The organism is Bradyrhizobium sp. 521_C7_N1_3, assembly GCF_052075975.1.
GTDB lineage: Bacteria > Pseudomonadota > Alphaproteobacteria > Rhizobiales > Xanthobacteraceae > Bradyrhizobium > Bradyrhizobium japonicum.
The window spans coordinates 5,988,021-6,009,495 of the sequence record NZ_CP197232.1 but is presented as its reverse complement, the minus strand read 5'-3'; the positions used below and the strand labels follow the sequence as shown (position 1 = coordinate 6,009,495).

The 21,475-nt window shown below is 64.0% G+C and carries 19 protein-coding genes; 8 read left to right on the top strand and 11 right to left on the bottom strand.

All coding sequences use genetic code 11. The features are described 5' to 3' along the window. The first annotated feature begins 145 nt into the window (after positions 1-145). The 3 genes from bamA (at position 146) to fabZ (ending at position 4,352) form a co-directional block, all read left to right on the top strand. A complete protein-coding gene (bamA, locus tag AB7008_RS27975; RefSeq protein ID WP_028156001.1) occupies positions 146-2,698 on the top strand; it encodes an outer membrane protein assembly factor BamA in 2,553 nt (850 codons plus the stop codon). A gap of 128 nt (positions 2,699-2,826) precedes the next feature. Further along, a complete protein-coding gene (gene lpxD, locus AB7008_RS27970; protein ID WP_028156002.1) occupies positions 2,827-3,894 on the top strand; it encodes a UDP-3-O-(3-hydroxymyristoyl)glucosamine N-acyltransferase in 1,068 nt (355 codons plus the stop codon). Continuing rightward, entirely contained in the window at positions 3,891-4,352 is a 462-nt protein-coding gene (gene fabZ / locus AB7008_RS27965; RefSeq protein WP_028156003.1) for a 3-hydroxyacyl-ACP dehydratase FabZ, read from the top strand. The genes lpxD and fabZ overlap by 4 nt, the downstream gene beginning before the upstream one ends. Before the next feature lie 6 nt (positions 4,353-4,358). Here the strand turns inward: fabZ and AB7008_RS27960 are convergent, their stop codons facing one another. Further along, positions 4,359-4,703: a KTSC domain-containing protein gene (locus AB7008_RS27960; RefSeq protein WP_304489990.1), complete on the bottom strand. Its 345-nt coding sequence runs from the start codon at positions 4,701-4,703 to the stop codon at positions 4,359-4,361. A 277-nt stretch (positions 4,704-4,980) separates the two neighbouring features. On the opposite strand from AB7008_RS27960, the gene lpxA reads away from it, so the two are divergent. Genes lpxA through lpxB form a run of 3 tightly spaced genes read left to right on the top strand, consistent with a single transcriptional unit; the run spans position 4,981 to position 7,842 of the window. Beyond that, on the top strand, positions 4,981-5,775 hold the full coding sequence (gene lpxA / locus AB7008_RS27955) for an acyl-ACP--UDP-N-acetylglucosamine O-acyltransferase (RefSeq protein ID WP_304489989.1): 795 nt from the start codon (positions 4,981-4,983) through the stop codon (positions 5,773-5,775). 19 nt (positions 5,776-5,794) lie between these two features. Continuing rightward, complete coding sequence (locus tag AB7008_RS27950; protein ID WP_304489988.1) at positions 5,795-6,652, top strand: LpxI family protein; 858 nt, start codon at positions 5,795-5,797, stop codon at positions 6,650-6,652. Beyond that, a complete protein-coding gene (lpxB, locus tag AB7008_RS27945; RefSeq protein WP_304489987.1) occupies positions 6,649-7,842 on the top strand; it encodes a lipid-A-disaccharide synthase in 1,194 nt (397 codons plus the stop codon). The genes AB7008_RS27950 and lpxB overlap by 4 nt, the downstream gene beginning before the upstream one ends. An 83-nt stretch (positions 7,843-7,925) precedes the next feature. Here lpxB and AB7008_RS27940 read toward each other — a convergent pair whose 3' ends face one another. The 9 genes from AB7008_RS27940 to gltX form a co-directional block, all read right to left on the bottom strand. Then, complete coding sequence (locus AB7008_RS27940) at positions 7,926-8,693, bottom strand: SDR family NAD(P)-dependent oxidoreductase (protein ID WP_304489986.1); 768 nt, start codon at positions 8,691-8,693, stop codon at positions 7,926-7,928. Further along, a complete protein-coding gene (locus AB7008_RS27935) occupies positions 8,690-9,799 on the bottom strand; it encodes an ABC transporter ATP-binding protein (protein ID WP_304489985.1) in 1,110 nt (369 codons plus the stop codon). The genes AB7008_RS27940 and AB7008_RS27935 overlap by 4 nt, the downstream gene beginning before the upstream one ends. A gap of 10 nt (positions 9,800-9,809) precedes the next feature. Next, positions 9,810-10,667 carry a carbohydrate ABC transporter permease gene (locus tag AB7008_RS27930; protein WP_304489984.1) on the bottom strand — a complete coding sequence of 286 codons (858 nt, stop codon included), beginning with the start codon at positions 10,665-10,667 and terminating at the stop codon, positions 9,810-9,812. Then, positions 10,660-11,580 carry a carbohydrate ABC transporter permease gene (locus tag AB7008_RS27925; protein ID WP_028153748.1) on the bottom strand — a complete coding sequence of 307 codons (921 nt, stop codon included), beginning with the start codon at positions 11,578-11,580 and terminating at the stop codon, positions 10,660-10,662. Before AB7008_RS27925 ends, AB7008_RS27930 begins: the two co-directional genes overlap by 8 nt. Beyond that, positions 11,577-12,863, bottom strand: a complete 1,287-nt coding sequence (locus AB7008_RS27920; RefSeq protein WP_014494953.1) for an ABC transporter substrate-binding protein — start codon at positions 12,861-12,863, stop codon at positions 11,577-11,579. Before AB7008_RS27920 ends, AB7008_RS27925 begins: the two co-directional genes overlap by 4 nt. 59 nt (positions 12,864-12,922) lie before the next feature. Next, positions 12,923-14,101, bottom strand: a complete 1,179-nt coding sequence (locus AB7008_RS27915) for an ROK family transcriptional regulator (RefSeq protein WP_304489983.1) — start codon at positions 14,099-14,101, stop codon at positions 12,923-12,925. 123 nt (positions 14,102-14,224) lie between these two features. Continuing rightward, entirely contained in the window at positions 14,225-14,629 is a 405-nt protein-coding gene (locus AB7008_RS27910) for a GFA family protein (protein WP_304489982.1), read from the bottom strand. A 170-nt stretch (positions 14,630-14,799) separates the two neighbouring features. Then, a complete protein-coding gene (gene gltA / locus AB7008_RS27905) occupies positions 14,800-16,104 on the bottom strand; it encodes a citrate synthase (RefSeq protein ID WP_028156013.1) in 1,305 nt (434 codons plus the stop codon). A gap of 157 nt (positions 16,105-16,261) precedes the next feature. After that, complete coding sequence (gene gltX / locus AB7008_RS27900; RefSeq protein WP_212451093.1) at positions 16,262-17,689, bottom strand: glutamate--tRNA ligase; 1,428 nt, start codon at positions 17,687-17,689, stop codon at positions 16,262-16,264. Positions 17,690-17,832: 143 nt separating this feature from the next. On the opposite strand from gltX, the gene AB7008_RS27895 reads away from it, so the two are divergent. Further along, entirely contained in the window at positions 17,833-19,509 is a 1,677-nt protein-coding gene (locus AB7008_RS27895; RefSeq protein WP_441259848.1) for a glutamine--tRNA ligase/YqeY domain fusion protein, read from the top strand. 13 nt (positions 19,510-19,522) lie between these two features. Beyond that, a complete protein-coding gene (locus AB7008_RS27890) occupies positions 19,523-19,909 on the top strand; it encodes a nuclear transport factor 2 family protein (RefSeq protein WP_304489980.1) in 387 nt (128 codons plus the stop codon). Positions 19,910-19,984: 75 nt separating this feature from the next. On the opposite strand, the gene glnA is transcribed toward AB7008_RS27890, so the two are convergent. Then, a complete protein-coding gene (glnA, locus tag AB7008_RS27885; RefSeq protein ID WP_304489979.1) occupies positions 19,985-21,415 on the bottom strand; it encodes a type I glutamate--ammonia ligase in 1,431 nt (476 codons plus the stop codon). Positions 21,416-21,475: the final 60 nt, after the last annotated feature.

The window sequence follows — 21,475 nt, the reverse complement described above, 5'->3', positions numbered from 1 at the left end:
GCAACGTCTTGGAATGAAATTGAAATTGCGGTGTCAGCGGCCGTTTGCGGCATCGGGGAAATTAGCTACAAGCGGCTTTGAACTTGGGGAATCTCCCGGACCGGCGTTGGGGTTGGGTCTGGTACTGATAAGGGCGCGTTGCGCAATGAAGTTTGGACTGCGACTCCGGGGGGGCTTGCTCGCAACCCTGATCTTGTTCGGCGCGCCGGTGCTTGCCCCGGTTGGGGCTGGTTTTGTCTCTTCGTCTGCGCTTGCTCAGACCGTCCAGTCGATTTCCGTCGAAGGAAATCGCCGTGTCGAAGTGGAGACGATCCGCTCTTATTTCAAGCCGGGCCCGGGTGGCCGCCTGGATCAGGGCGCCATCGACGACGGCCTGAAGGCCCTGATCGAGACCGGCCTGTTCCAGGACGTGCGAATCAACCGCGGCTCCGGTGGCCAGATCATCGTCTCCGTCGTGGAAAACCCGGTGATCGGCCGCATCGCGTTCGAGGGCAACAAGAAGATCAAGGACGAGCAGCTCACCGCTGAGGTCCAGTCCAAGGCGCGCGGCACCTTCTCCCGCGCCATGGTGCAGTCCGACACGCTGCGAATCGCCGAAATCTACCGCCGCTCGGGCCGCTATGACGTCCGCGTCACGCCCGAGATCATCGAGCAGCCGAACAACCGCGTCGATCTGGTCTTCACGGTCGAGGAGGGCGCCAAGACCGGCGTCAAGTCGATCGAGTTCGTCGGCAACAACGCGTTCTCCTCCTACCGCCTGCGCGACGTCATCAAGACGCACGAATCCAATCTGCTGAGCTTCCTCGCCAGCAACGACATCTACGATCCCGATCGCGTCGAGGCCGACCGCGACCTGATTCGCCGTTTCTATCTCAAGAACGGTTTCGCCGACGTCCAGGTGGTCGCCGCGCTCACCGAATATGATCCAGAGAAGAAGGGCTTCAACGTCACCTTCAAGATCGAGGAAGGCTCGCAGTACCGCGTCGGCACCGTCGACTTCCGCTCCTCCATTCCGAACTTCGATCCGACCACGATGCGCAACTATTCGCGCGTCAATGTCGGCGCGCTCTACAACGTCGAATCGGTCGAGAAGTCGGTCGAGGAAATGCAGATCGAGGCGTCGCGGCGTGGCTATGCCTTCGCCGTGGTCCGCCCCGGCGGCGACCGCAATTTCGAGGCGCACACCGTCGCCGTCGTCTTCAACATCGACGAAGGCCCGCGCACCTATATCGAGCGCATCAACGTCCGCGGCAACACCCGCACGCGCGACTACGTGATCCGCCGCGAGTTCGACATCTCCGAGGGCGATGCCTACAACCGCGCGCTGGTTGACCGTGCCGAGCGCCGCCTGAAGAACCTCGACTATTTCAAGAGCGTGAAGATCACGACGGAGCCGGGCTCCTCCAGCGACCGCGTGGTCCTGATCGTCGATCTCGAAGAGAAATCGACCGGCGACTTCTCGGTCTCGGGCGGTTACTCGACGACCGACGGCGCGCTCGCCGAAGTCTCGATCTCCGAGCGCAATCTGCTCGGCCGCGGCCTGTTCGCCAAGGCGTCGGTGACCTACGGCCAGTATGCGCGCGGCTATTCGCTGTCGTTCGTCGAGCCGTACCTGCTCGACTACCGCATTGCGCTGGGCCTCGACCTCTATCAGCGCCAGCAGCTGGCCAACAGCTACATCTCCTATGGCACGAAGACGCTCGGCTTCTCGCCGCGCCTCGGCTTCTCCTTGCGTGAAGATCTGGCGCTCCAGCTGCGCTACTCGATCTATCAGCAGGAAATCACGCTGCCGTCCTACTTGGCGAACTGTAACAACGTGCAGACCCTGCCCGACGGTAGCGCGAATCCGTTGTTCAACCCAAGCCCGGCCTTTGCCAATGCCAATGGTCTTAGCCTCGCGTCGACCAATGGCCTCGGCTGCTACCTCGACGGCGAAGCCTCGCTGCCGGTCCGCAAGGAGCTTGCCGGCGGCAAGACCCTGACTTCGGCGCTGGGCTATACGTTGACCTACAACACGCTGGACAACAACAAGAACCCCACCGACGGTCTGCTCGTCGACTTCCGTCAGGACTTCGCCGGCGTCGGCGGCGACGTCTCCTACCTGAAGTCCGTCGTCGATGCGAAGTACTACACTCCGCTGGTGTCCGACATCGTCGGCCTCGTCCACCTTCAGGGCGGCATGCTGAACAAGATCGGCAACAACGAGATCCGCATGCTGGATCAGTTCCAGATGGGCCCGAATCTCGTCCGCGGCTTTGCCCCGAACGGCATCGGCCCGCGCGATTTGAATCCCTTTGGCACGCAGGACGCGCTTGGCGGCACCAAATATTGGGGCGCTTCGTTCGAATTGCAGATGCCGTTCTGGTTCCTGCCGAAGGAAGTGGGTCTGAAGGGCGCCGTCTATGCCGACGCCGGTGGTCTCTTCGACTATCAGGGCCCGACGACATGGGCTTTGACCAACGAGGTGACCACGACCAGGAACTCGAACTGCACGGCGTCGACCATCAACCCGCCCACGGCTGGAACCTGTACCGGCCTGGTGTATGACAACGGCAACGTCGTCCGTTCGTCGGTTGGTGTTGGCCTGATCTGGCAGTCGCCATTCGGACCGCTGCGCTTCGACTACGCCGTGCCGCTCACCAAGGGCAAGTACGACCGTACCCAGGAGTTCCGGTTCGGCGGCGGCACCTCGTTCTAGTTCGATCAGCAGGGCATGAGCCGGCCCCTTGTTGGGGTCGGTTTCCAAAAAGATCGTGCTCAATCCGTGAGATAAGGCATGATGCGGCCTGACCGCTTCATGCCGAAGCCGGACCGCGATGGGGTGGAATGGCGCAGCCGACCTTCTTCAAAAAGCCGCCGGCCTCAGCGCTGGCTGACATTGCAGCGCTGACCAAGGCGCAGCTCGTCGACCCTGCCAGGGGCGGTCACGTCATTACCGGTCTTGCTTCGCTCGACGAAGCCGGCCCGATGCATCTGGCGTTCTTCGACAACCTCAAATACGCCGACGAGCTCAAGGCGACCAAGGCCGGGGCTTGCCTGGTGAGTCCGCGCTTCGAGGCCCAGGTGCCCGCGCATGTTGCCGTGCTGCGGGTGGCGCAGCCGTTCCGCGCCTTTGTCGGGCTTGCCCGGGAATGGCACGGCGATGCGCTGCGCCCGCAGTCCTGGGTCGGCAATAACGGCATCTCGCCGTCGGCCATCATCGATCCCTCGGCCCGGCTGGAGGACGACGTCATCGTCGACCCCCTGACCGTCATCGGCCCTGACGTCGAGATCGGCAGCGGCACCGTGATCGGGGCCGGCGTGGTCATCGGTCCCGGCGTCAAGATCGGCCGGGACTGCAATGTCGGCGCCCGCACGGCCATCCAGTGCGCGCTGATCGGCAACAACGTCCTGATCCACCCCGGCTGCTCGATCGGCCAGGACGGCTATGGCTTCATCTTCTTCGGCCCCGAGGGCCATCTCAAGGTGCCCCAGACCGGCCGCGTGCTGATCCAGAACAATGTGGAAGTCGGTGCCGGCACCACCATCGATCGCGGCTCCCTGCGCGACACCGTGATCGGGGAGGGCACCAAAATCGACAACCAGGTCCAGATCGGCCACAATGTGACCATCGGTCGGAACTGCCTGCTGGCGGCCCAGATCGGGCTCGCGGGCAGCCTGACGATCGGCGACAACGTGGCGCTGGGAGCAAAGGTTGGCATCAACAACCACCTCAAGATCGGCGATGGGGCCCAGGTCACCGCGATGAGCGGCGTCAAGGACGACATCCCGCCGAACGGACGCTGGGGCGGCTTTTTCGCCAAGCCGACCAAGCAATGGTTCAAGGAAATTATCGCGGTGGAGCGCCTGGTACGCGACAGCAGGGCCGATCCGAAGAACGAGGGACGGGAATGACGGAGGAATCACCGATCAAATTCGAGCTGGTGGATATCAACGCGATCCTCCGGACGCTGCCGCACCGTTTTCCGATGCTGTTGATCGACCGGGTGATCAATATCCGCGCCGATTACAGCGGCATTGGCATCAAGAACGTCACCTTCAACGAGCCGGCCTTCCAGGGGCATTTCCCGGAGCGTCCGGTCTATCCCGGCGTGATGATGATCGAAGCGATGGCGCAGACCGCGGGCGTGATCGGCATCACCTCGGTCGAGGGCACCGAGAAGCCGCGCGCGGTGTATTTCCTCACCATCGACAAGTGCAAGTTCCGCAAGCCGGTGCTGCCCGGCGACACCATCGAATACCACATGCGTTCGATCGGACGCCGCAAGACGATGTGGTGGTTTCACGGCGACGCCAAGGTCAACGGCCAGATCGTTGCCGAGGCCGACGTCGGCGCCATGCTGACGGACTGAGCGGGATCAGCTCTTCTGCATGCGTTCGCGCGCCGGGCAGGCGTAACGGCCGGCTGTGACATCTCGCTTGATATTTTGGTTGAAGAATTGGCCCATGGACGGTGCGTCCAGGAGGCGCTCGGCCGTGTCGGCCGTCACGCCGCAATAGCGGTCATAGGCGCCGTTCACCGCGACGATGAGGTCCTGCCGCGCGCGGTCGTAGCAGACCCGCTGAAGCACCGTGCTGCGGGTGATGTCGCGGCACTCGAACGTCCCGAGATCGACGAAGCGGCGTTCGCCGGTCTCGACCGTCTCGGAGACGATCGGGGCGGCCGCGAGCTGTGCGAGCAGAACTGCCAGGGCCCTGACCACGATGACTTCAAGCTCCACATGAAGGCGCTGAAAGGCTAGAGCATGATCCGGAAAAGCGTGCAGTGGTTTTCCGAAAGGATCATGCTCGAACAATAGCCTGAAGCGCGATGACGATTCATCCCAATCCCATCGTGCTTTAGGACGGCCGGCTCATCCGGCGCCTGAAACAGGCCGAGATGATACGTCACTGGACAGATCGGGCATAGTCGCGCTAACCACCGGAAAACTGAGCGACTTCAACACATAATCAGACCTTCTTGATGAGTCAGATTGCTTGATGAGTAAGATTGATCCCACCGCACGGGTCGCGGACGGCGCCGTGATCGGCGAGGGTACCGAAATCGGACCCTTCTGCATCATCGGTCCGAATGCCGTGATCGGCGCGAACTGCAAGCTGATCGGACAAGTCACGGTCATCGGCCACACCTCGATCGGCGACGGCTGCGTGATTTCGCCCTTCGCGGTGCTGGGCGGCGCACCCCAGGATCTCAGCTACAAGGGCGAGCCGACCACGCTCGACATCGGTTCCGGCAACACCATCCGCGAGGGTGCGACGATGAATGTCGGCACCGTCAAGGGCGGGGGAAAGACGCGCGTCGGCAACGACGGCTACTTCATGAACAACAGCCATATCGGCCATGACTGCGTGGTCGGCAACAACGCGATCTTCGCGACCTCGGCGACGCTCGGCGGCCACTGCGAGATCGGCGATTTCGTCTATATCGGCGGCCTGTCGGCGGTGCATCAGCTCACGCGCATCGGCTCCTATGTGATGGTCGGCGGCCTCTCGGGCGTGCGCGACGACATCATTCCGTTCGGCCTCGCCAACGGCCAGTATGCGGCGCTGGAAGGCCTCAATCTCATCGGCATGAAGCGGCGGCAGTTCACCAAGCAGCGGCGCGCGACCGTGCAATCGTTCTACCAAAAACTCTTCCACGGCCCCGGCACGTTCGCCGAGCGGCTCGCGGCGGCCCAACCGCTCGCGAGTGAAGACCCCGCGATTGCCGAGATCCTCGACTTCATCGGCAAGCGCAAGCATCGCCCGATCTGTCTTCCCGCCATCGAGAAGTGATTTCGGGATGGCCGCGGGCATGACATCGGCGGCTTCGGGGATTTCATCGCCGGTCGGCGTGGTCGCCGGCGGCGGGGCCATGCCGTTCGCGGTCGCCGACTCGCTTGCCGCGCGCGGCATCACCCCGGTGCTGTTCCCGCTGCGTGGCGCCTGCGATCCGACGCGGGTGGAGCAATTCCGCCATCGCTGGATCTCGGTCGGCCAGCTCGGCCGCGCCATGCGGCTGTTCCGCGAGGAGGGCTGCCGCGATCTGATCTTCATCGGCACTTTGGTGCGGCCCGCGCTGTCCGAAATAAGGTTCGACGTCACGACACTGCGCCTGCTCGGCAACGTCATCCGCGCCTTCCGCGGCGGCGACGATCATCTGTTGTCCGGCGTAGGGCGCATTCTCGAGCAAGGCGGCTTTCGTATGGTCGGCATCAAGGATGTCGCGCCGGATCTGCTGATGCCCGAGGGCTGCATCAGCCGCGCCTGGCCGAACGACAACAGCAACGCCGATATCGAGCGCGGCCGCGCGGTGCTGACCGCGCTCGGCCCGTTCGACATCGGCCAGGCTGCGGTCGTGATCGACGGCCATGTGGTGGCGATCGAGGATATCGAGGGCACCGACGCGCTGCTCGCGCGCGTGGCCCGCCTGCGCGAGGAAGGTCGCATCCGCGCTGCGACAGGACGCGGGGTGCTGGTGAAGGTACCGAAGAGCGGGCAGGATTTGCGCTTCGACCTGCCGACGATCGGCCCGCGTACCCTGGAGGGCGTCGCTCGCGCCGGACTGGCCGGCATCGCCGTCGTCGCCGGCAACACCATCGCCGCCGAGCCGCAGGCGATGATCTCACTCGCCGACGCCAAATATCTCTTCGTCATCGGCCTGACGGCGTGATGCAGAGCCGCGATCCCAAGCGAAAGATCTTCCTGATCGCGACGGAGGAATCCGGCGACCGGCTCGGCAGTGCCCTGATGAAGGTGTTGCGCCAGCGGCTCGGCGACGGCGTGCAGTTCGTGGGCGTCGGCGGCCGGACAATGGCGCGCGAGGGGCTCGAGACGCTGTTTCCGATCGAGGAGCTGTCGATCGTCGGCTTCGCCGCCGTGGCGCAGCAATTGCCGAAGATATTGCGGCTGATCCGCCAGACCGTGGACGCCGTGCTGGAGGCTGCGCCCGACGCGCTCGTCATCATCGACAGCCCCGATTTCACCCATCGCGTTGCCCGCCGCGTGCGCGCGAAGAATCCCGCGATCCCGGTCGTCGACTATGTCTCGCCGCAGCTCTGGGCCTGGCGGCCCGGGCGGGCGCGGACCATGCTCGGCTATGTCGATCATGTGCTTGGCCTGTTGCCGTTCGAGCCGGAGGAATACCGCAAGCTCGGCGGGCCGCCATGCAGCTATGTCGGCCATCCCCTGATCGAGCAATTGCCGTCGCTGCGGCCAAACGAGGAGGAGCAGCGGCGCCGCGACGGCGAGCCGCCGGTTCTGCTGGTGCTGCCCGGCAGCCGCCGCAGCGAGATCAGGCACCATCTCGACGTGTTTGGCGCGACACTCGGACGGCTCCAGGCCGAAGGCCGCGCCTTCGAACTGAAGCTGCCGACCATGCCGCACCTCGAAGCCACCATCCGCGAAGGCATCGCGGGCTGGCCGGTCAAGCCGCAAATCGTGGTCGGCGAGACCGAGAGGCGCGCCGCGTTCCGAACCGCGCGCGCGGCGCTGGCCAAATCCGGCACCGTGACGCTGGAGCTCGCGCTATCAGGCATTCCGATGGTCACCGCCTATCGCGTCGGCGCGATCGAAGCCTTCATCCTGCGCCGCGCGATCCGCGTCTCCTCGGTAATCCTCGCCAATCTCGTGATCGGCGAGGATGTCATTCCGGAGTTCTTGCAGGAGGACTGCGTCCCGGAGAAGCTGGCGCCGGCACTGTCGGAGCTGCTCACGGACACGCCGCTGCGCAAACGACAGGTCGAAGCCTTCGCCCGGCTCGACACCATCATGTCCACCGGCAACACGTCGCCGAGCGTGCTCGCCGCCGACATCGTGCTCGCGACGATGCGCAAGGGGCGGCGGCAACAGACGGCTTCGTAGGGCAAAGCGAAAGCGTGCCCACGATTTCCTTCTCGGTTGCGGAAAGATGATGGGCGCGCTTTCGCTTTGCCCACCCTACAGTCCTAGGCGAGGCCGCCGTCGACCCGAAAACACTGGCTGGTGATACGCTGGCTCTCGTCGGATGCGAGAAACAGCGCCATGCTGGCGATGTCCTCCGGCGTCACCGCATCGGGAACCGCCTGGCGGGTGCGCAGCTCGGAGATCTTCTGCTCGTCCGGAAACCAGAGCCGGCGCTGGCGCTCGGTGATCACCATGCCGGGCGCGATCGCGTTGACGCGAATGCGGTCGGGGCCGACCGACCTGGCCAGCGAGTTGGTGAAGCCGACGATCGCCGCCTTCGCCGCGGCATAGACCGGCAGCGCCGGCGCACCGCGGATCCAGGCCACCGACGACATGTTGATGATCGAGCCGCCGCCGCGCGCCTGCATCTGCGGCACCACCGCCTGGGCCGCAAAGAAGACGTGCTTGAGATTGACGCCGATCGTCCAGTCGAATTCGGTCGGGGTCACCTCGGCCAGCACCTGACGCTGGTCGTTGGCGGCATTGTTGACGAGGACTGCGGCATCGCCGAGCGATCCGTGCACCCGCGCCATCGCAGCGCGCAAGGCGTCGATGTCGAGGAGGTCGCAGGGCACAAACAGGGGCGCGGCGCCGGATGTGGCCGCGATGTCCCGTACCAGCGCTTCGCCGGCGCTCGCATCGATGTCGAGGAAGGCGACGCGGGCGCCCTGGGTCGCGAAGGCGCGTACGAGGGCGGCACCGATGCCGCTGGCGCCACCGGTGATCAACACAACGCGGCCGGCAAGGCTGGGATAGATGGTCCGGGTCATGCGATCAGCCGCTCCGTCTCGGGGTCGAACAGGCAAATGCGCCGCGTGTCGAGCGCGAAGGTGGCGGTCGCGCCGGGCGCGGGTCGGATATCCGGGGTGATGCGCGCCAGCGCGGTCTCGCCGCCGAGACGCAGCAGCACGATTGTCTCGGCGCCGGTCGGCTCGATCATCTCGACCGGCGCGTCGACGAGGACGGGCACCTCGCTGGAAAAGACGCGGCTGGCCTCAGCGATGCATTCCGGCCTGATGCCGACGACCACGTCGCGGCCGACATAAGAAGCCGCCGCGTCGTGTCCATGCAGGCGCAGACGAACCTCGTCCGGTCGCCCCGCGCCGATCACGGCCACAGGTCCGCCGCTACCGGCCTCGAGCCGCCCCGGCATGGTGTTCATCGGCGGCGAACCCATGAAGCGGGCGACGAACAGATTGGCCGGATAACGGTAGACGGTGTCCGGATCGGCGAACTGCTGCACCACGCCCCGATGCATCACGGCGATGCGCGTTGCCATCGTCATCGCCTCGATCTGGTCGTGGGTGACATAGATGATGGTGGCGCCGATGCGTTGGTGCAGCCGCTTGATCTCCATCCGCATCTCGACGCGCAGCTTCGCATCGAGATTGGAGAGCGGCTCGTCGAACAGGAAGAGCAGGGGATCGCGCACCAGCGCCCGGCCCATCGCCACGCGCTGGCGCTGCCCGCCGGACAATTGCGACGGCTTGCGGCCGAGCAAGGGCTCGATCTGGAGGAGGCGAGCCACATTCGCCAGCGCCTTCTCCTGCTCCGCCTTCGGAACGTGACGGCATTCCATGCCGAAGGTGATGTTCTGGCGCACCGTCATCGACGGATAGAGCGCGTAGGATTGGAACACCATGGCGATGTCGCGATCCTTGGGCGGGACGTCGTTGACGACGCGTCCGCCGATCTCGATCGTTCCGTCACTCGGACGATCGAGCCCGGCGACGATGTTGAGCAGGGTGGACTTGCCACAGCCGGATGGCCCGACCAGCACGGTGAACTCGCCGCTCTCGATCTCGAGGTTGATGCCCTTCAGCACCTCCAGATTGGCGTAGCGCTTGGACAGGGTGCGAATGCTCAGTGCTGCCATGACGACCCCATCATTTCACTGCGCCGGCGGTCAGGCCGCGCACGAAGTACCGTCCGCCGAGGAGATAGATCAGCAAAGTAGGCAGCGCTGCGATGATCACCGCGGCGCTCTGCACGCCATGCTGCGGAATGTCCGCAATTGCGGCAGAGAGCGCGATGAGCGCGGCCGTGACGGGCTGCTGCTGGCCGGTGGTGAATGTCACGCCATAGAGGAACTCGTTCCAGATATGCGTGAACTGCCAGATCACGGTGACGATCAGGATAGGAGCCGAGAGCGGCAGGATGATGCGCCAGAAAATGCGAAAGAAGCCGGCGCCATCGATGCGTGCGGCCCTGATCAACTCGTGTGGAATGGCGACATAGTAGTTTCGGCAGAACAGCGTGGTGAAGGAGAGCCCCTGGATCGTGTGAATCAGCACGAGTCCCGTCAGCGTGTTGATGAGACCGGTGTCCCGCAGCACGATGGTCCAGGGAAGCAGGCGCATCTGCTGGGGAAGGAAGAGGCCGAGGGTCACGATGCCGTAGATCCAGCCATCGCCGCGAAAGCGCCAGAGCGACACGGCGTAACCGGCGACAGCGCCGAGCAGGGTCGAGAAAATCGTCGCCGGGATGGTGACGAGCGCGGAGTTCAGCATGTACGGCCGGATGCCGGCGCATGTCTCGGCGACGCAGAAACCGCTCCAGGCCTTGGCGTAGTTGCTCCAGGCCAAATGTTGCGGCCAGCCGATCATCGAACCCTGCGCGATCTCCTCGTTGGTGCGGAGAGAGTTCAGGACGACAACAACCAGTGGCGCGAGATAGGCCGCAGCGAACAATGTCACGACGAGATAGATCAGAATTCGGCTCGGTGCGAAGCTGCGGTCACGCATGGGTGGCCTGCCTGCGCTGGACATAACGCCACGCCGCATAAGGTAGCAGCACCGCGAGCAGAATGAGCAGCATGAGCACCGCCGCCGCGGCGCCCCGGCCGAGCTGGCTGCGCTGGAACATGAGGTCGTAGACGACAAGGGCCGGCAGCTGGGTCGCGATTCCCGGCCCGCCATTGGTGAGCGCACGGACGAGGTCGAAGGCCGAGATCGCGAACTGCAACTGGACGACGACGACGGTGATGGTGATCGGCCAGAGCGTCGGCAGAATGACCCGCCAATAGGTTCGGACCGGTCCGGCGCCGTCGATCTGGGCGGCCTTGATGATGTCGGAATCGACGGAGCGAAGGCCGGCGAGGAAGAGCGCCATGGCGAAGCCGGAGGATTGCCAGATCGCGGCAATCACGATCGTCCAGATCGCCATGTCGCGGTCGATCAGCCAGTCGAACCGGAAGGAGGTCCAGCCGAGGTCATGGACGAGCTTCTGGATCCCGATGCCGGGATTGAGTAGCCAGCTCCAGACCGTGCCGGTGACGACGAACGAGACCGCAAGCGGATACAGGAAGATGGATCGCAGCACATTCTCGCCGCGAATGCGCTGATCGAGCAGGATCGCAAGCATAAGGCCGGTGATCAAACTCAGCAGCACGAAAGCACTGCCAAACAGCAGCAGATTGTCGAAGGCAATCTGCCAGTTCCGCGATGCCAGGACCGCGTTGTAGTTGCGCAAACCCACCCAGCCCGTAACAGGAACAAGCGTGGAAGGCGTGAACGAAATCCAGATCGTCCACAGCGAAAACGAAATGAGATGCGCAGCCGACAACAGCAGTGGCACCCAGATCATCAGATATTCGGGCAGCCGGCGCACGAGATCAGACGTCGCCGGCCGCGTTGCTGTGGAGACGGTGTCGGTCAACGCGAACCCTCGACGGCCTCGGCGAGGCGGGTGACCGCCTGCTCCGGCGTGATCGTCTTGTTCTTCACATACTCCGTGAGCACGTCGATCATCGCGGCGGTGAGGCCGTTTTCCTGCGCCATGTTGTGCGCAAGACTCAGGACGGCCTGATTGTTGGCGACAGCGTCCTTGAGCGCGGCCGCGGTTCGCCGTTGACCATCCGACCAGCCCTCACCGGAGAGGTCGACATCGGTGCGCACCGGGATCGATCCCGTGATCTGTGAGTACATGGTCTGGATCGCCGGATCCATGACGAGCTGGGCCATCAACGTCTGACCGGCCTGGAGGTCCGGCTCCTTGCGCTGCCAGAAGATGAAGGCGTCGGCATTCAACAGGAAGACCGGCTTGCCATTGTCGCTCGGGCCCGGCGTGATCATGAAGTCGTCGAACTTGAAACCGGCGTTGCGCAACACGCCCTGCGCCCAGCCGCCCATGATCATCATGCCCATGTCGCCGTCGACGAAGCGCTTCAAATTGGTGGCGTAGGGTTGCGCGCCGACGTTGGGGTCCATCCAGTTGGCGATCTTGCGGACCTGGACGAAGGCAGCCTTGATCTCGGGGCCCTCCAGGGCCTTCTTGTCGAGATTCATGATGGCCGCACGGTATGCCGTGGGACTGATGCCGGCCAAGGAGGCCTCGAATTTCTGCCCGTCATCGGGGCGGGTGCCGCCGTTGGCGATGGGGTAGGTGATGCCGCCCGCCTTCATCTTGTCGGCGAGATCGTTGAAGTCGGCCCAGGTGACCGGGACCTTGTCGGCCTTGGCCTTGTCCATCGCGCGCTTGGAGAGAAACAGCATGTTGGTGCTGTAGATCTGCAACGGCAGCGCAATCCACTTGCCACCCGGCTTGTGCAATTTTGCGAGGTCCGGAGCGACGACCTTTTCGTAGCCGGCGGCCGCGACGAGGGCGTCGAGATCGACGGTCGGGGCAATCTTGGACCAGGCCGCAATCTCGGGGCCCTTCAACTGCGAACAGGCCGGTGGATCGCCGGCGATGATCTGAGCGCGCAGCTTGTTCATCATCTCGGTGGTGAAGCCGGGGACGGGCGAATGCTGCCAGACGCCGCCTTTCTCCTCGAATTTCTTGCCGAGTGCGGTGATCGCCGCCCCATCGCTGCCTGCGGACCATTGCGAGATCGCGGTCAGGCGCGGCTTGGCCGCGCCTTGCGCGCGGGCGAATGCCGGTAATGCGAGTGCGGCCGCAGACCCAGCGAGCAGACGGCGCCTTGTTGTCGTGATCGGCATGGCAGTTCCTCCCGGTGTGAAACTTTCTTGGCGTGTTGAGCCACGCGGCTTAGGGCATGTCAGGCGGCCTCCGTCGAAGCCGAGGGCATCCCGCCGCGGCTGGCGAGACGAAAGGCGGCGAAGGCGAGAGCTGCTTGCGGATCGTTGCCGTTCGAGGGCGGCACGAAGGCGAGCGACACCTGCGCCAGTTTCCGCCCGCCGAGAAGGCAGGCGTCGATCCCATCGACCACCGCTTTCCGATCCTCTTCGGAGAGCAGCGACGGCCAGCCGCTGATCGCGACGCCGTTGCACGGTTTCACGTTCAGCGTGTTGCCGATCGAAAGGCCCAGCCGGAACAAGCGCTGGCGCAACTCCTGGCGCATGCGCGACGAGCGCGGGATCGTGCTCACCCACTCGCTGCCGAGCTGGAGCAATTCGGCCTCGGTGACGCCGAGGAGCTCGGCGAGGGCCGGAAGCGACGTATAGGCCTCGACGCAGCCATAGTGACCGCAGCGGCAGCGCGGCCCGTCGGCGTTGAATACCATATGGCCGAGCTCGACCGGCTGCAGCGCATCGGCCTCAAGCGGATCGTCCATCCAGGCGCCGGCAACGCCCTGGCCGACGAAGACGAAGAGATGTGCGCCGCTGAAGGGATAGTCCTGCGTGCGGCAGCGGTGAAACGTGGCGTGTGCGACCACCGAGTTGGTGAACTCGACCGGCACGCCGGCGAACATCCCGCCGAGCATGTCGCTGATGCGTTCGACGTCGCACGGAATAATCGGATTGCCCGCGGCGCTCAGGCGGCCGAGGCCGGGAATGGTGATGCCGATCTGCGCGAGACTGATGCGGCGGCGGCGCGTCCAGTCGCGCAGCAAGGTGAGGGCTTCGCGGAACACTCGGCCGACGGTCTCGACGGTCGGCTTCTTCAGCAACGGAACACGCTCGGTGTAGTGCATTTCGCCCGACATGCCGCCAACGCCCACGCTGAGCCACTGGCCGGTCAGCTCGAGGGCCGCGAGCGCCACGGAGCCATCGAGCGACACGAGCCCTGTCGGACCGCCGACATAAGGGGCAGGGCGCCGCACTTCCTCGATCAGGCCTTCGGCTTTCAGGTCAAACAGGATGCGCGACAGGCTTGCTTCCGACAGGCGCACGGCCTTGGCCAGCGGCGGCCGGAACGAGCCGCCGGACTGGAGCAAGTGAGTCAAAATGGCAGCGCGCGTCTGCCGCCGACTTCTCGGCTGCTCCGGCATTTCCATCCCTGTCGTCATTCTTACTTAGTGTAAGAATTTGCGCGCGGAGCGTTTCAACTGTCAAGCGATTGCGGACGCGATGAGTCGACTTGTTGTTGTGCGTGGCAGCAAGATGAGGCGAAGAACCGATCAGGCTTTTGGTGCGGTGCCTTCGGCCCACTCCGGTAATTCGGCCTTCGGGTCGTACCAGTTGGCGGAATCCGATCGCCAGATGTGCATCTCGGGCCGTTCTGCGATCGGTGTATCGAGGCAGCCCATCCGCAGCAAGACCGTGTTCTTGCCCTTGCGCGAGGCGACGATGTGCGATCCGCATTGCGAGCAGAAATAGCGGGTTTTGCCGGGCGAAGATTCGAAGCCGCGCAGCAGGTCCTCGCCCTTGGTCCAGCGGAAGCGATCGCGCGGCACGTTGGTGACGGTGGAGAAGGCCGATCCGTGCGTCTTGCGGCAGGTCTGGCAATGGCAGTGCATGATGGTGCCCGGGGTCGCATCGACCTCGTAGGCAACGCCTCCGCAGAGGCAGCTTCCGGTCAGCATCGGATTCTCCGTATCGTAGGGTGGGCAAAGCGCAGCGTGCCCACTATTTCTGGCTCGGTCTCGGAGAGGTGGTGGGCACGCTGCGCTTTGCCCACCCTACAAATGTCGCCCGCAAACAAAAACGGCGCCATCGCAGGATGGCGCCGTTTCGAAAGCCGTAATGGCCGATCTTATTTCCGATCCTTGATCGCGACGTAGTCGCGGCGGGTGACGCCGGTGTAGAGCTGGCGCGGGCGGCCGATCTTCTGCTGCGGATCCTCGATCATCTCGCTCCACTGGCTGATCCAGCCGACGGTGCGGGCGACCGCGAACAGCACGGTGAACATCGAGACCGGGAAGCCCATCGCCTTCAGCGTGATGCCCGAATAGAAGTCGACGTTCGGGTAGAGCTTGCGGTCGATGAAGTACTGGTCGCTGAGCGCGATCTTCTCGAGCTCGAGCGCCACCTTCAGCATCGGATCGTCGCCATGGCCGGTCTCCTTGAGAACGGCATGACACATCTTCTGCATGATCTTGGCGCGCGGATCGTAGTTCTTGTAGACGCGGTGGCCGAAGCCCATCAGGCGGACTTCGCTGTTCTTGTCCTTCACCTTGGCGATGAATTCCGGAATCTTGTCGACCGAGCCAATCTCGGCGAGCATCGCGAGCGCGGCTTCGTTGGCGCCGCCATGCGCCGGGCCCCAGAGGCAGGCGATGCCGGCGGCGATGCAGGCGAACGGGTTGGCGCCGGAGGAGCCGGCGATGCGCACCGTCGACGTGGAGGCGTTCTGCTCGTGATCGGCGTGCAGGATGAAGATCTTGTCCAGCGCGTCAGCCAGCACCGGGTTGATCTTGTACTCCTCACAGGGCACGGCGAAGCACATGTGCAGGAAGTTCTCGGCGAACTTCAGCGAGTTCTTCGGATACACGAAGGGCTGGCCGATCGTGTATTTGTAGGCCATCGCCGCCAGCGTCGGGATCTTTGCGATCATCCGCATCGAAGCGATCATGCGCTGCTTCGGATCGTTGATGTCGGTGGAGTCGTGGTAGAACGCGGCGAGCGCGCCGACGGAAGCCACCATCACCGCCATCGGATGGGCGTCGCGGCGGAAGCCCTGGAAGAAGCGGGCCATCTGCTCGTGCACCATCGTGTGATGGATCACGCGGTCGTCGAAATCCTTTTTCTGCGCGGCGGTCGGCAGGTTCCCGTAGAGCAGCAGATAGCAGGTCTCGAGGAAGTCACCGTTCTCGGCGAGCTGCTCGATCGGATAGCCGCGGTATTCCAGCACGCCCGCATCACCGTCGATATAGGTGATCTTGGACTGGCAGCTTGCGGTCGAGGTGAAGCCGGGATCGTAGGTGAACAGCCCGGACTGGCCGTAGAGCTTACCGATATCGATGACATCAGGCCCGACGCTGCCGCTGTGGATCGGGAGATCGTAGTTCTTGTTTCCGACCGTCAGCGTGGCGGTCTTATTGCTTGCTTTTGCGTCCATCAGAGGTCCCCGATGTGTGGTGAAACGGGCCGGACCCGGAAGACCCCAATGACATGGTGGGGCAGGCCGGATATTCCAGAAGGTACGGGTGAGATGGGTATATTATTGCTGTGTGCGCTGCAAGATCGCCGCACGCATGGTCGACTTACGTCGTAGCCTAGTCCTTGGCCTGGTCCTTAAGCCGGCCCAGGCTTTCCTGGCGTCCCAGCACGTCCAAAACCTCAAAAATACCAGGCGATGTCGACCGTCCCGTCAGCGCCGCCCGCAGCGGCTGGGCGACGGCGCCGAGCTTGAGACTATTTTCCTCGGCAAAAGCACGTAGCGCGGCCTCTGCATTCGCCGCACTCCATGTCTCGACTTTCTCCAGCGCGGAATGAAGCTGGCCGATCAGCTTGCGGTTCTCGGGCGTCAGCAGCGCTGCGGCCTTGGGATCGAGCTCCAGCGGGCGGTCGGCGAAGATGAAATAGGCGCTGTCGATCAGCTCGATCAGCGTCTTGGCGCGCTCCTTCAGGGCCGGCATGGCCTTGAGAAGCTGCGCGCGCGTGGTGTCGTTTAACTTGGCCTTAAGCTCGTTGCGGCTGGGCACGACGTGGTCGAGCACGTCCTCGAACATCTTCACGAGTGATTGATCGTCGGCGTGGCGGATGTAGTGGCCGTTGAGGTTTTCGAGCTTGGCGAAATCGAAGCGGGCGGCGGCGCGGCCGACGCTGGCGAGGTCGAACGCGGCGATCATCTCCTCGGTCGAGAAGATCTCCTGGTCGCCGTGGCTCCACCCGAGCCGGACGAGGTAGTTGCGGAGCGCCGCCGGGAGGTATCCCATGGCACGGTAGGCATCGACGCCGAGCGCGCCGTGCCGCTTGGACAGCTTTGAGCCGTCCGGACCGTGGATCAGGGGGATGTGGGACATGCTCGGCAGCGCCCAGCCCATGGCGTCGTAGATCTGCTTCTGGCGGGCGGCGTTGATCAGATGGTCGTCGCCGCGGATGACATGGGTGACGCCCATGTCGTGGTCGTCGACCACCACCGCGAGCATGTAGGTCGGATTGCCATCGCCGCGCAGCAGGACGAGGTCGTCGAGGTTCTCGTTCTGCCAGACCACACGGCCCTGGACCTGGTCCTCGATCACGGTCTCGCCGGTCTGCGGCGCGCGAAGGCGGATGGTGGGCTTGACGTCGGACGGTGCGGTCGCCGGATCACGGTCGCGCCACATGCCATCATAGAGGCGGGTGCGGCCCTCGCTGCGCGCCTTCTCGCGCATGGCGGTGAGCTCCTCTGCGGTCGCGTAGCAGCGATAGGCCTTGCCGTCGGCGAGCAGCTGCTCGGCGACCTCGCGGTGACGGGCGGCGCGGCTGAACTGGTAGATGACGTCGCCATCCCAGCCGAGCTCCAGCCATTTGAGGCCGTCGAGGATGGCGCCGATCGCGGCCTCGGTGGAGCGCTCCCGGTCGGTGTCCTCGATCCGGAGCAGCATCTTGCCGCCGTGCTTCTTCGCATAGAGCCAGTTGAACAGGGCCGTGCGGGCGCCCCCGATATGGAGGAAGCCGGTCGGGGAGGGAGCAAAGCGGGTGACGACGGAATCGGTCATTCTTGGCAGGGCCTATGCATTGGAGGCGGTGGTATATAACAGGACCGGAGCATAACTAAAGCCCGGCAGCGGGCCGCTAAGCTCTTGGCTCAGCCAAGCGAATTTGGCAGAAGGGCCGCTGATTTCCCTACAGGATTTTCGTAATGACAGAACCGGTGGCGACTGAGGTTGGGCGCGATTTCATTCGTGACATCATCCAGGCCGACCTCGATCAGGGCAAATACAGGGAGATCGTGACCCGGTTCCCGCCGGAGCCGAACGGCTACCTGCATATCGGCCACGCCAAGTCGATCGCGCTCAATTTCGGCATCGCCCAGGAGTTTCCGGGCCGCTGCCACCTGCGTTTCGACGACACCAACCCGGTCAAGGAAGAGCAGGAATATATCGATTCCATCCAGGCCGACGTGCACTGGCTCGGCTTCGACTGGGGCAAGAACCTGTTCTTCGCCTCGGACTATTTCGACCGCCTGTACGAATGGGCGGAGAACCTGATCCGCGACGGGCTCGCCTATGTCGACGACCAGACCCAGGAGGAGATCCGGCTCGCGCGCGGCACGCTGACCGAGCCCGGCAAGAACTCGCCGTTCCGCGACCGCAGCGTGGACGAGAATCTCGACCTGTTCCGCCGCATGAAGGCCGGTGAATTCCCGAACGGCGCGCGCGTGCTGCGGGCCAAGATCGACATGTCCGCGGGCAACATCAACCTGCGCGACCCCGTGCTGTACCGCATCCTGCATGCGCACCATCCGCGCACCGGCACCAAATGGTCGATTTATCCGAGCTACGATTATGCGCACGGCCAGTCGGACGCGATCGAGGGCATCACGCACTCGATCTGCACGCTGGAGTTCGAAGACCATCGGCCGCTCTACGACTGGTTCATCGAAAAGCTGCCGGTGCCGTCCAAGCCGCACCAGTACGAAATGGCGCGGCTCAACCTGACCTACACGCTGCTGTCCAAGCGCGTGCTGACCCAGCTCGTCCGTGATGGCCATGTCGCGGGCTGGGACGATCCGCGCATGCCGACTGTCGCGGGGATGCGCCGCCGCGGCGTGCCGCCGGCAGCCTTGCGCGAATTCGTCAAGCGCATCGGCGTCGCCAAGGCCAACAGCGTCGTCGACGTCGGTATGCTGGAGTTCTGCATCCGCGAGGAGCTGAACCGCACGTCGCAGCGGCGCATGGGCGTGCTGCGGCCGCTCAAGGTGGTGATCGAGAACTATCCGGAAGGGCAGACCGAAGAGCTCGAGGCGATCAACCATCCCGACGATCCCTCGGCCGGCACGCGCAAGATCACGTTCGGCCGCGAGCTCTATATCGAGCAGGACGACTTCATGGAGAACCCGCCGAAGAAGTTCTTCCGCCTGTCGCCCGGCAACGAGGTGCGGCTGCGCTACGCCTATTTCGTCAAGTGCACCGGCGTGATCAAGAACGACGCGGGCGAAGTGGTGGAGCTGCGCTGCACCTACGATCCCACGACCAAGGGCGGCAACGCGCCGGACGGCCGCAAGGTCAAGGCGACCATGCACTGGCTGCCGGCGGCAACGTCGGTGCCGGCGGAGATCCGCGTCTACAACCAGCTGTTCTCCAATCCGAGCCCGGACGCCTCGAACTTCACGGCCGATCTCAATCCGCAGTCGCTGGAGATCCTCTCCGACGCGCGGATCGAGGCATCGGTTGCCGAAAGCAATTCGACCGAGCCGATGCAGTTCGAGCGTCAGGGCTATTTCGTGCGCGACAAGGACTCGACGCCGGGCAAGCCGGTGTTTTCGCGCACCATCGGCCTGCGCGACACGTTCGCGAAGGAAGTCGCCAAGGGCTGAGGGGATTGGGCCTATGAGCAGTGAAGCCGACGCGATCGTTTCCGCCATCATCGCGAAATGGTGCGCCGGTTTCGCGACGCTCGATGCGGCCACGCTGTCGTCGCTCTATGCGAAGAACGCGTTCTTCTTCGGCTCGAATCCAAGACTCTATCGGGGCAGGAACGGCGTCGCCGACTACTTCAACGGCCTGCCGCGCTGGCGTTCTCCGAGCGCGGTCTTTTCTGAAGTGCGGGCGGCGCAAGCAGGTCCTGACCTGATCAACATGGCCGCGACAATCTCGTTCGACCTCGCAGGTGAACGAGACGATCTCGTCGTCAAGATGAGCTGGGTCGTCATGCGTGAGGACGGCGACTGGAAGATCGTCAATCACCATGCCTCGTCGCAAGCTCCGCTGATCTGACTGGCTCCTGTCGCATACCGCTCACCGTGAGGGGCCAATCCTTCACGCCCGCGAGCCATCGCCTTCGGCGGTCGGTCAGATGTCGTAGTACAGATGGAACTCGTAAGGATGCGGTCGCAGCCGGATCGCATCGACCTCCTTCTTGCGCTTGTAGTCGAGCCAGGTTTCGACCACGTCGGCGGTGAAGACATCGCCGCGCAGCAGGAAGGCGTGATCGCGCTCGAGCGCGTCGAGCGCCTGGTCCAGCGATCCCGGCGTCGACTTCACCTCCTTCGCTTCGGCGGGCGGGAGGTCGTAGAGATTCTTGTCGATCGGGCTACCGGGGTCAATCCGCCTGTCGATACCGTCGAGGCCGGCCATCAGCATTGCGGCAAAGGCGAGATAGGGATTGCAGGAGGGATCCGGTGAGCGAAACTCGACGCGCTTTGCCCGCGGGTTCGGCGAATACATCGGAATCCGGCAGCAGGCCGAGCGATTGCGCCGGGAATAGACGAGGTTGATCGGAGCCTCGTAGCCCGGCACCAGGCGCCGGTAGGAGTTCGTGGTGGGAGCGCAGAGCCCGCACAATGCCCAGGCGTGGGTGAGCAGCCCGCCGACGTAGTAGCGGGCGAGTTCGCTCAATTCGGCGTAGTCGCCTTTGTCGTAGAACAGATTCGTCTCGCCCTTCCACAGCGACTGATGAACGTGCATTCCTGAAGCGTTGTCCTCGAACAGCGGTTTCGGCATGAAGGTTGCGGTCTTGCCATGCTGGTGCGCGGTGTTCTTCACCACGTATTTGTAGATCATCAAATTGTCGGCCATACGGGTGAGGGTGGTGAAGCGCATGTCGATTTCGTTCTGGCCGCCGGTTGCCACCTCATGGTGATGAGCTTCGATCTGGATCCCCAGCTGTTCCATCGTCAGCACCATCTCGGTGCGTAGCGCCTGCATGCTATCGGTCGGGGGAACGGGAAAGTATCCCTCTTTCGGTCGCGGCTTGTGAGCCAGGTTCGGCTCCTCATTGCTGGCCGTGTTCCAGCTGCCTTCGCAGGAATCGATTTCATGCATGGCGTAGTTGATGCCCTGACCATAACGCACGTCGTCGAATACGAAGAACTCCGCCTCCGGGCCGAAGTAGCTGATATCGGCGCGCCCCGTGCCCCTGAGATAGGTTTCGGCCTTCTGGGCGATGTAGCGGGCATCCCGGCTATAGGACTGGCCGGTCACGGGATCGCGGATGTTGCAGATGAGGACCAGCGTCTTGGCCGGACTGTAGGGATCGACGAAGGCCGTCGTCGGATCGGCGACGACCAGCATGTCGCTCTCGTGGATTTCCTGGAAGCCGCGGATCGATGAGCCGTCGAATCCAATGCCCTCCTCGAGGGCATCGACGTTCACTGCGCTCGGCGGGACGGAAAAATGTTGCCATACCCCCGGCAAATCGGTGAATCGCAGATCGATCATCTGGACCTTCTCGTCCTTGATCGCCTTCACAAGATCTTCGGCGCTCGCGCAGTTCCGGACCATGGCTTCGCTCCCTTGGTGGAGATCGGCATCCCGCACATCTGGCTTCCGTTCGCTTCGCAG

Bases quoted from the DNA above. Each gene is read 5' to 3' on its own strand.
- fabZ (WP_028156003.1), top strand. From the start codon at position 3,891: ATGACGGAGGAATCACCGATCAAATTCGAGCTGGTGGATATCAACGCG.
- lpxD (WP_028156002.1), top strand. From the start codon at position 2,827: ATGGCGCAGCCGACCTTCTTCAAAAAGCCGCCGGCCTCAGCGCTGGCT.
- AB7008_RS27935 (WP_304489985.1), bottom strand. From the start codon at position 9,799: ATGGCAGCACTGAGCATTCGCACCCTGTCCAAGCGCTACGCCAATCTG.
- AB7008_RS27930 (WP_304489984.1), bottom strand. From the start codon at position 10,667: ATGCGTGACCGCAGCTTCGCACCGAGCCGAATTCTGATCTATCTCGTC.
- AB7008_RS27895 (WP_441259848.1), top strand. From the start codon at position 17,833: ATGACAGAACCGGTGGCGACTGAGGTTGGGCGCGATTTCATTCGTGAC.
- lpxA (WP_304489989.1), top strand. From the start codon at position 4,981: ATGAGTAAGATTGATCCCACCGCACGGGTCGCGGACGGCGCCGTGATC.
- glnA (WP_304489979.1), bottom strand. From the start codon at position 21,415: ATGGTCCGGAACTGCGCGAGCGCCGAAGATCTTGTGAAGGCGATCAAG.
- AB7008_RS27920 (WP_014494953.1), bottom strand. From the start codon at position 12,863: ATGCCGATCACGACAACAAGGCGCCGTCTGCTCGCTGGGTCTGCGGCC.
- AB7008_RS27890 (WP_304489980.1), top strand. From the start codon at position 19,523: ATGAGCAGTGAAGCCGACGCGATCGTTTCCGCCATCATCGCGAAATGG.
- AB7008_RS27940 (WP_304489986.1), bottom strand. From the start codon at position 8,693: ATGACCCGGACCATCTATCCCAGCCTTGCCGGCCGCGTTGTGTTGATC.
- gltA (WP_028156013.1), bottom strand. From the start codon at position 16,104: ATGGACGCAAAAGCAAGCAATAAGACCGCCACGCTGACGGTCGGAAAC.
- bamA (WP_028156001.1), top strand. From the start codon at position 146: ATGAAGTTTGGACTGCGACTCCGGGGGGGCTTGCTCGCAACCCTGATC.
- AB7008_RS27950 (WP_304489988.1), top strand. From the start codon at position 5,795: ATGACATCGGCGGCTTCGGGGATTTCATCGCCGGTCGGCGTGGTCGCC.
- AB7008_RS27910 (WP_304489982.1), bottom strand. From the start codon at position 14,629: ATGCTGACCGGAAGCTGCCTCTGCGGAGGCGTTGCCTACGAGGTCGAT.
- gltX (WP_212451093.1), bottom strand. From the start codon at position 17,689: ATGACCGATTCCGTCGTCACCCGCTTTGCTCCCTCCCCGACCGGCTTC.
- AB7008_RS27915 (WP_304489983.1), bottom strand. From the start codon at position 14,101: ATGGAAATGCCGGAGCAGCCGAGAAGTCGGCGGCAGACGCGCGCTGCC.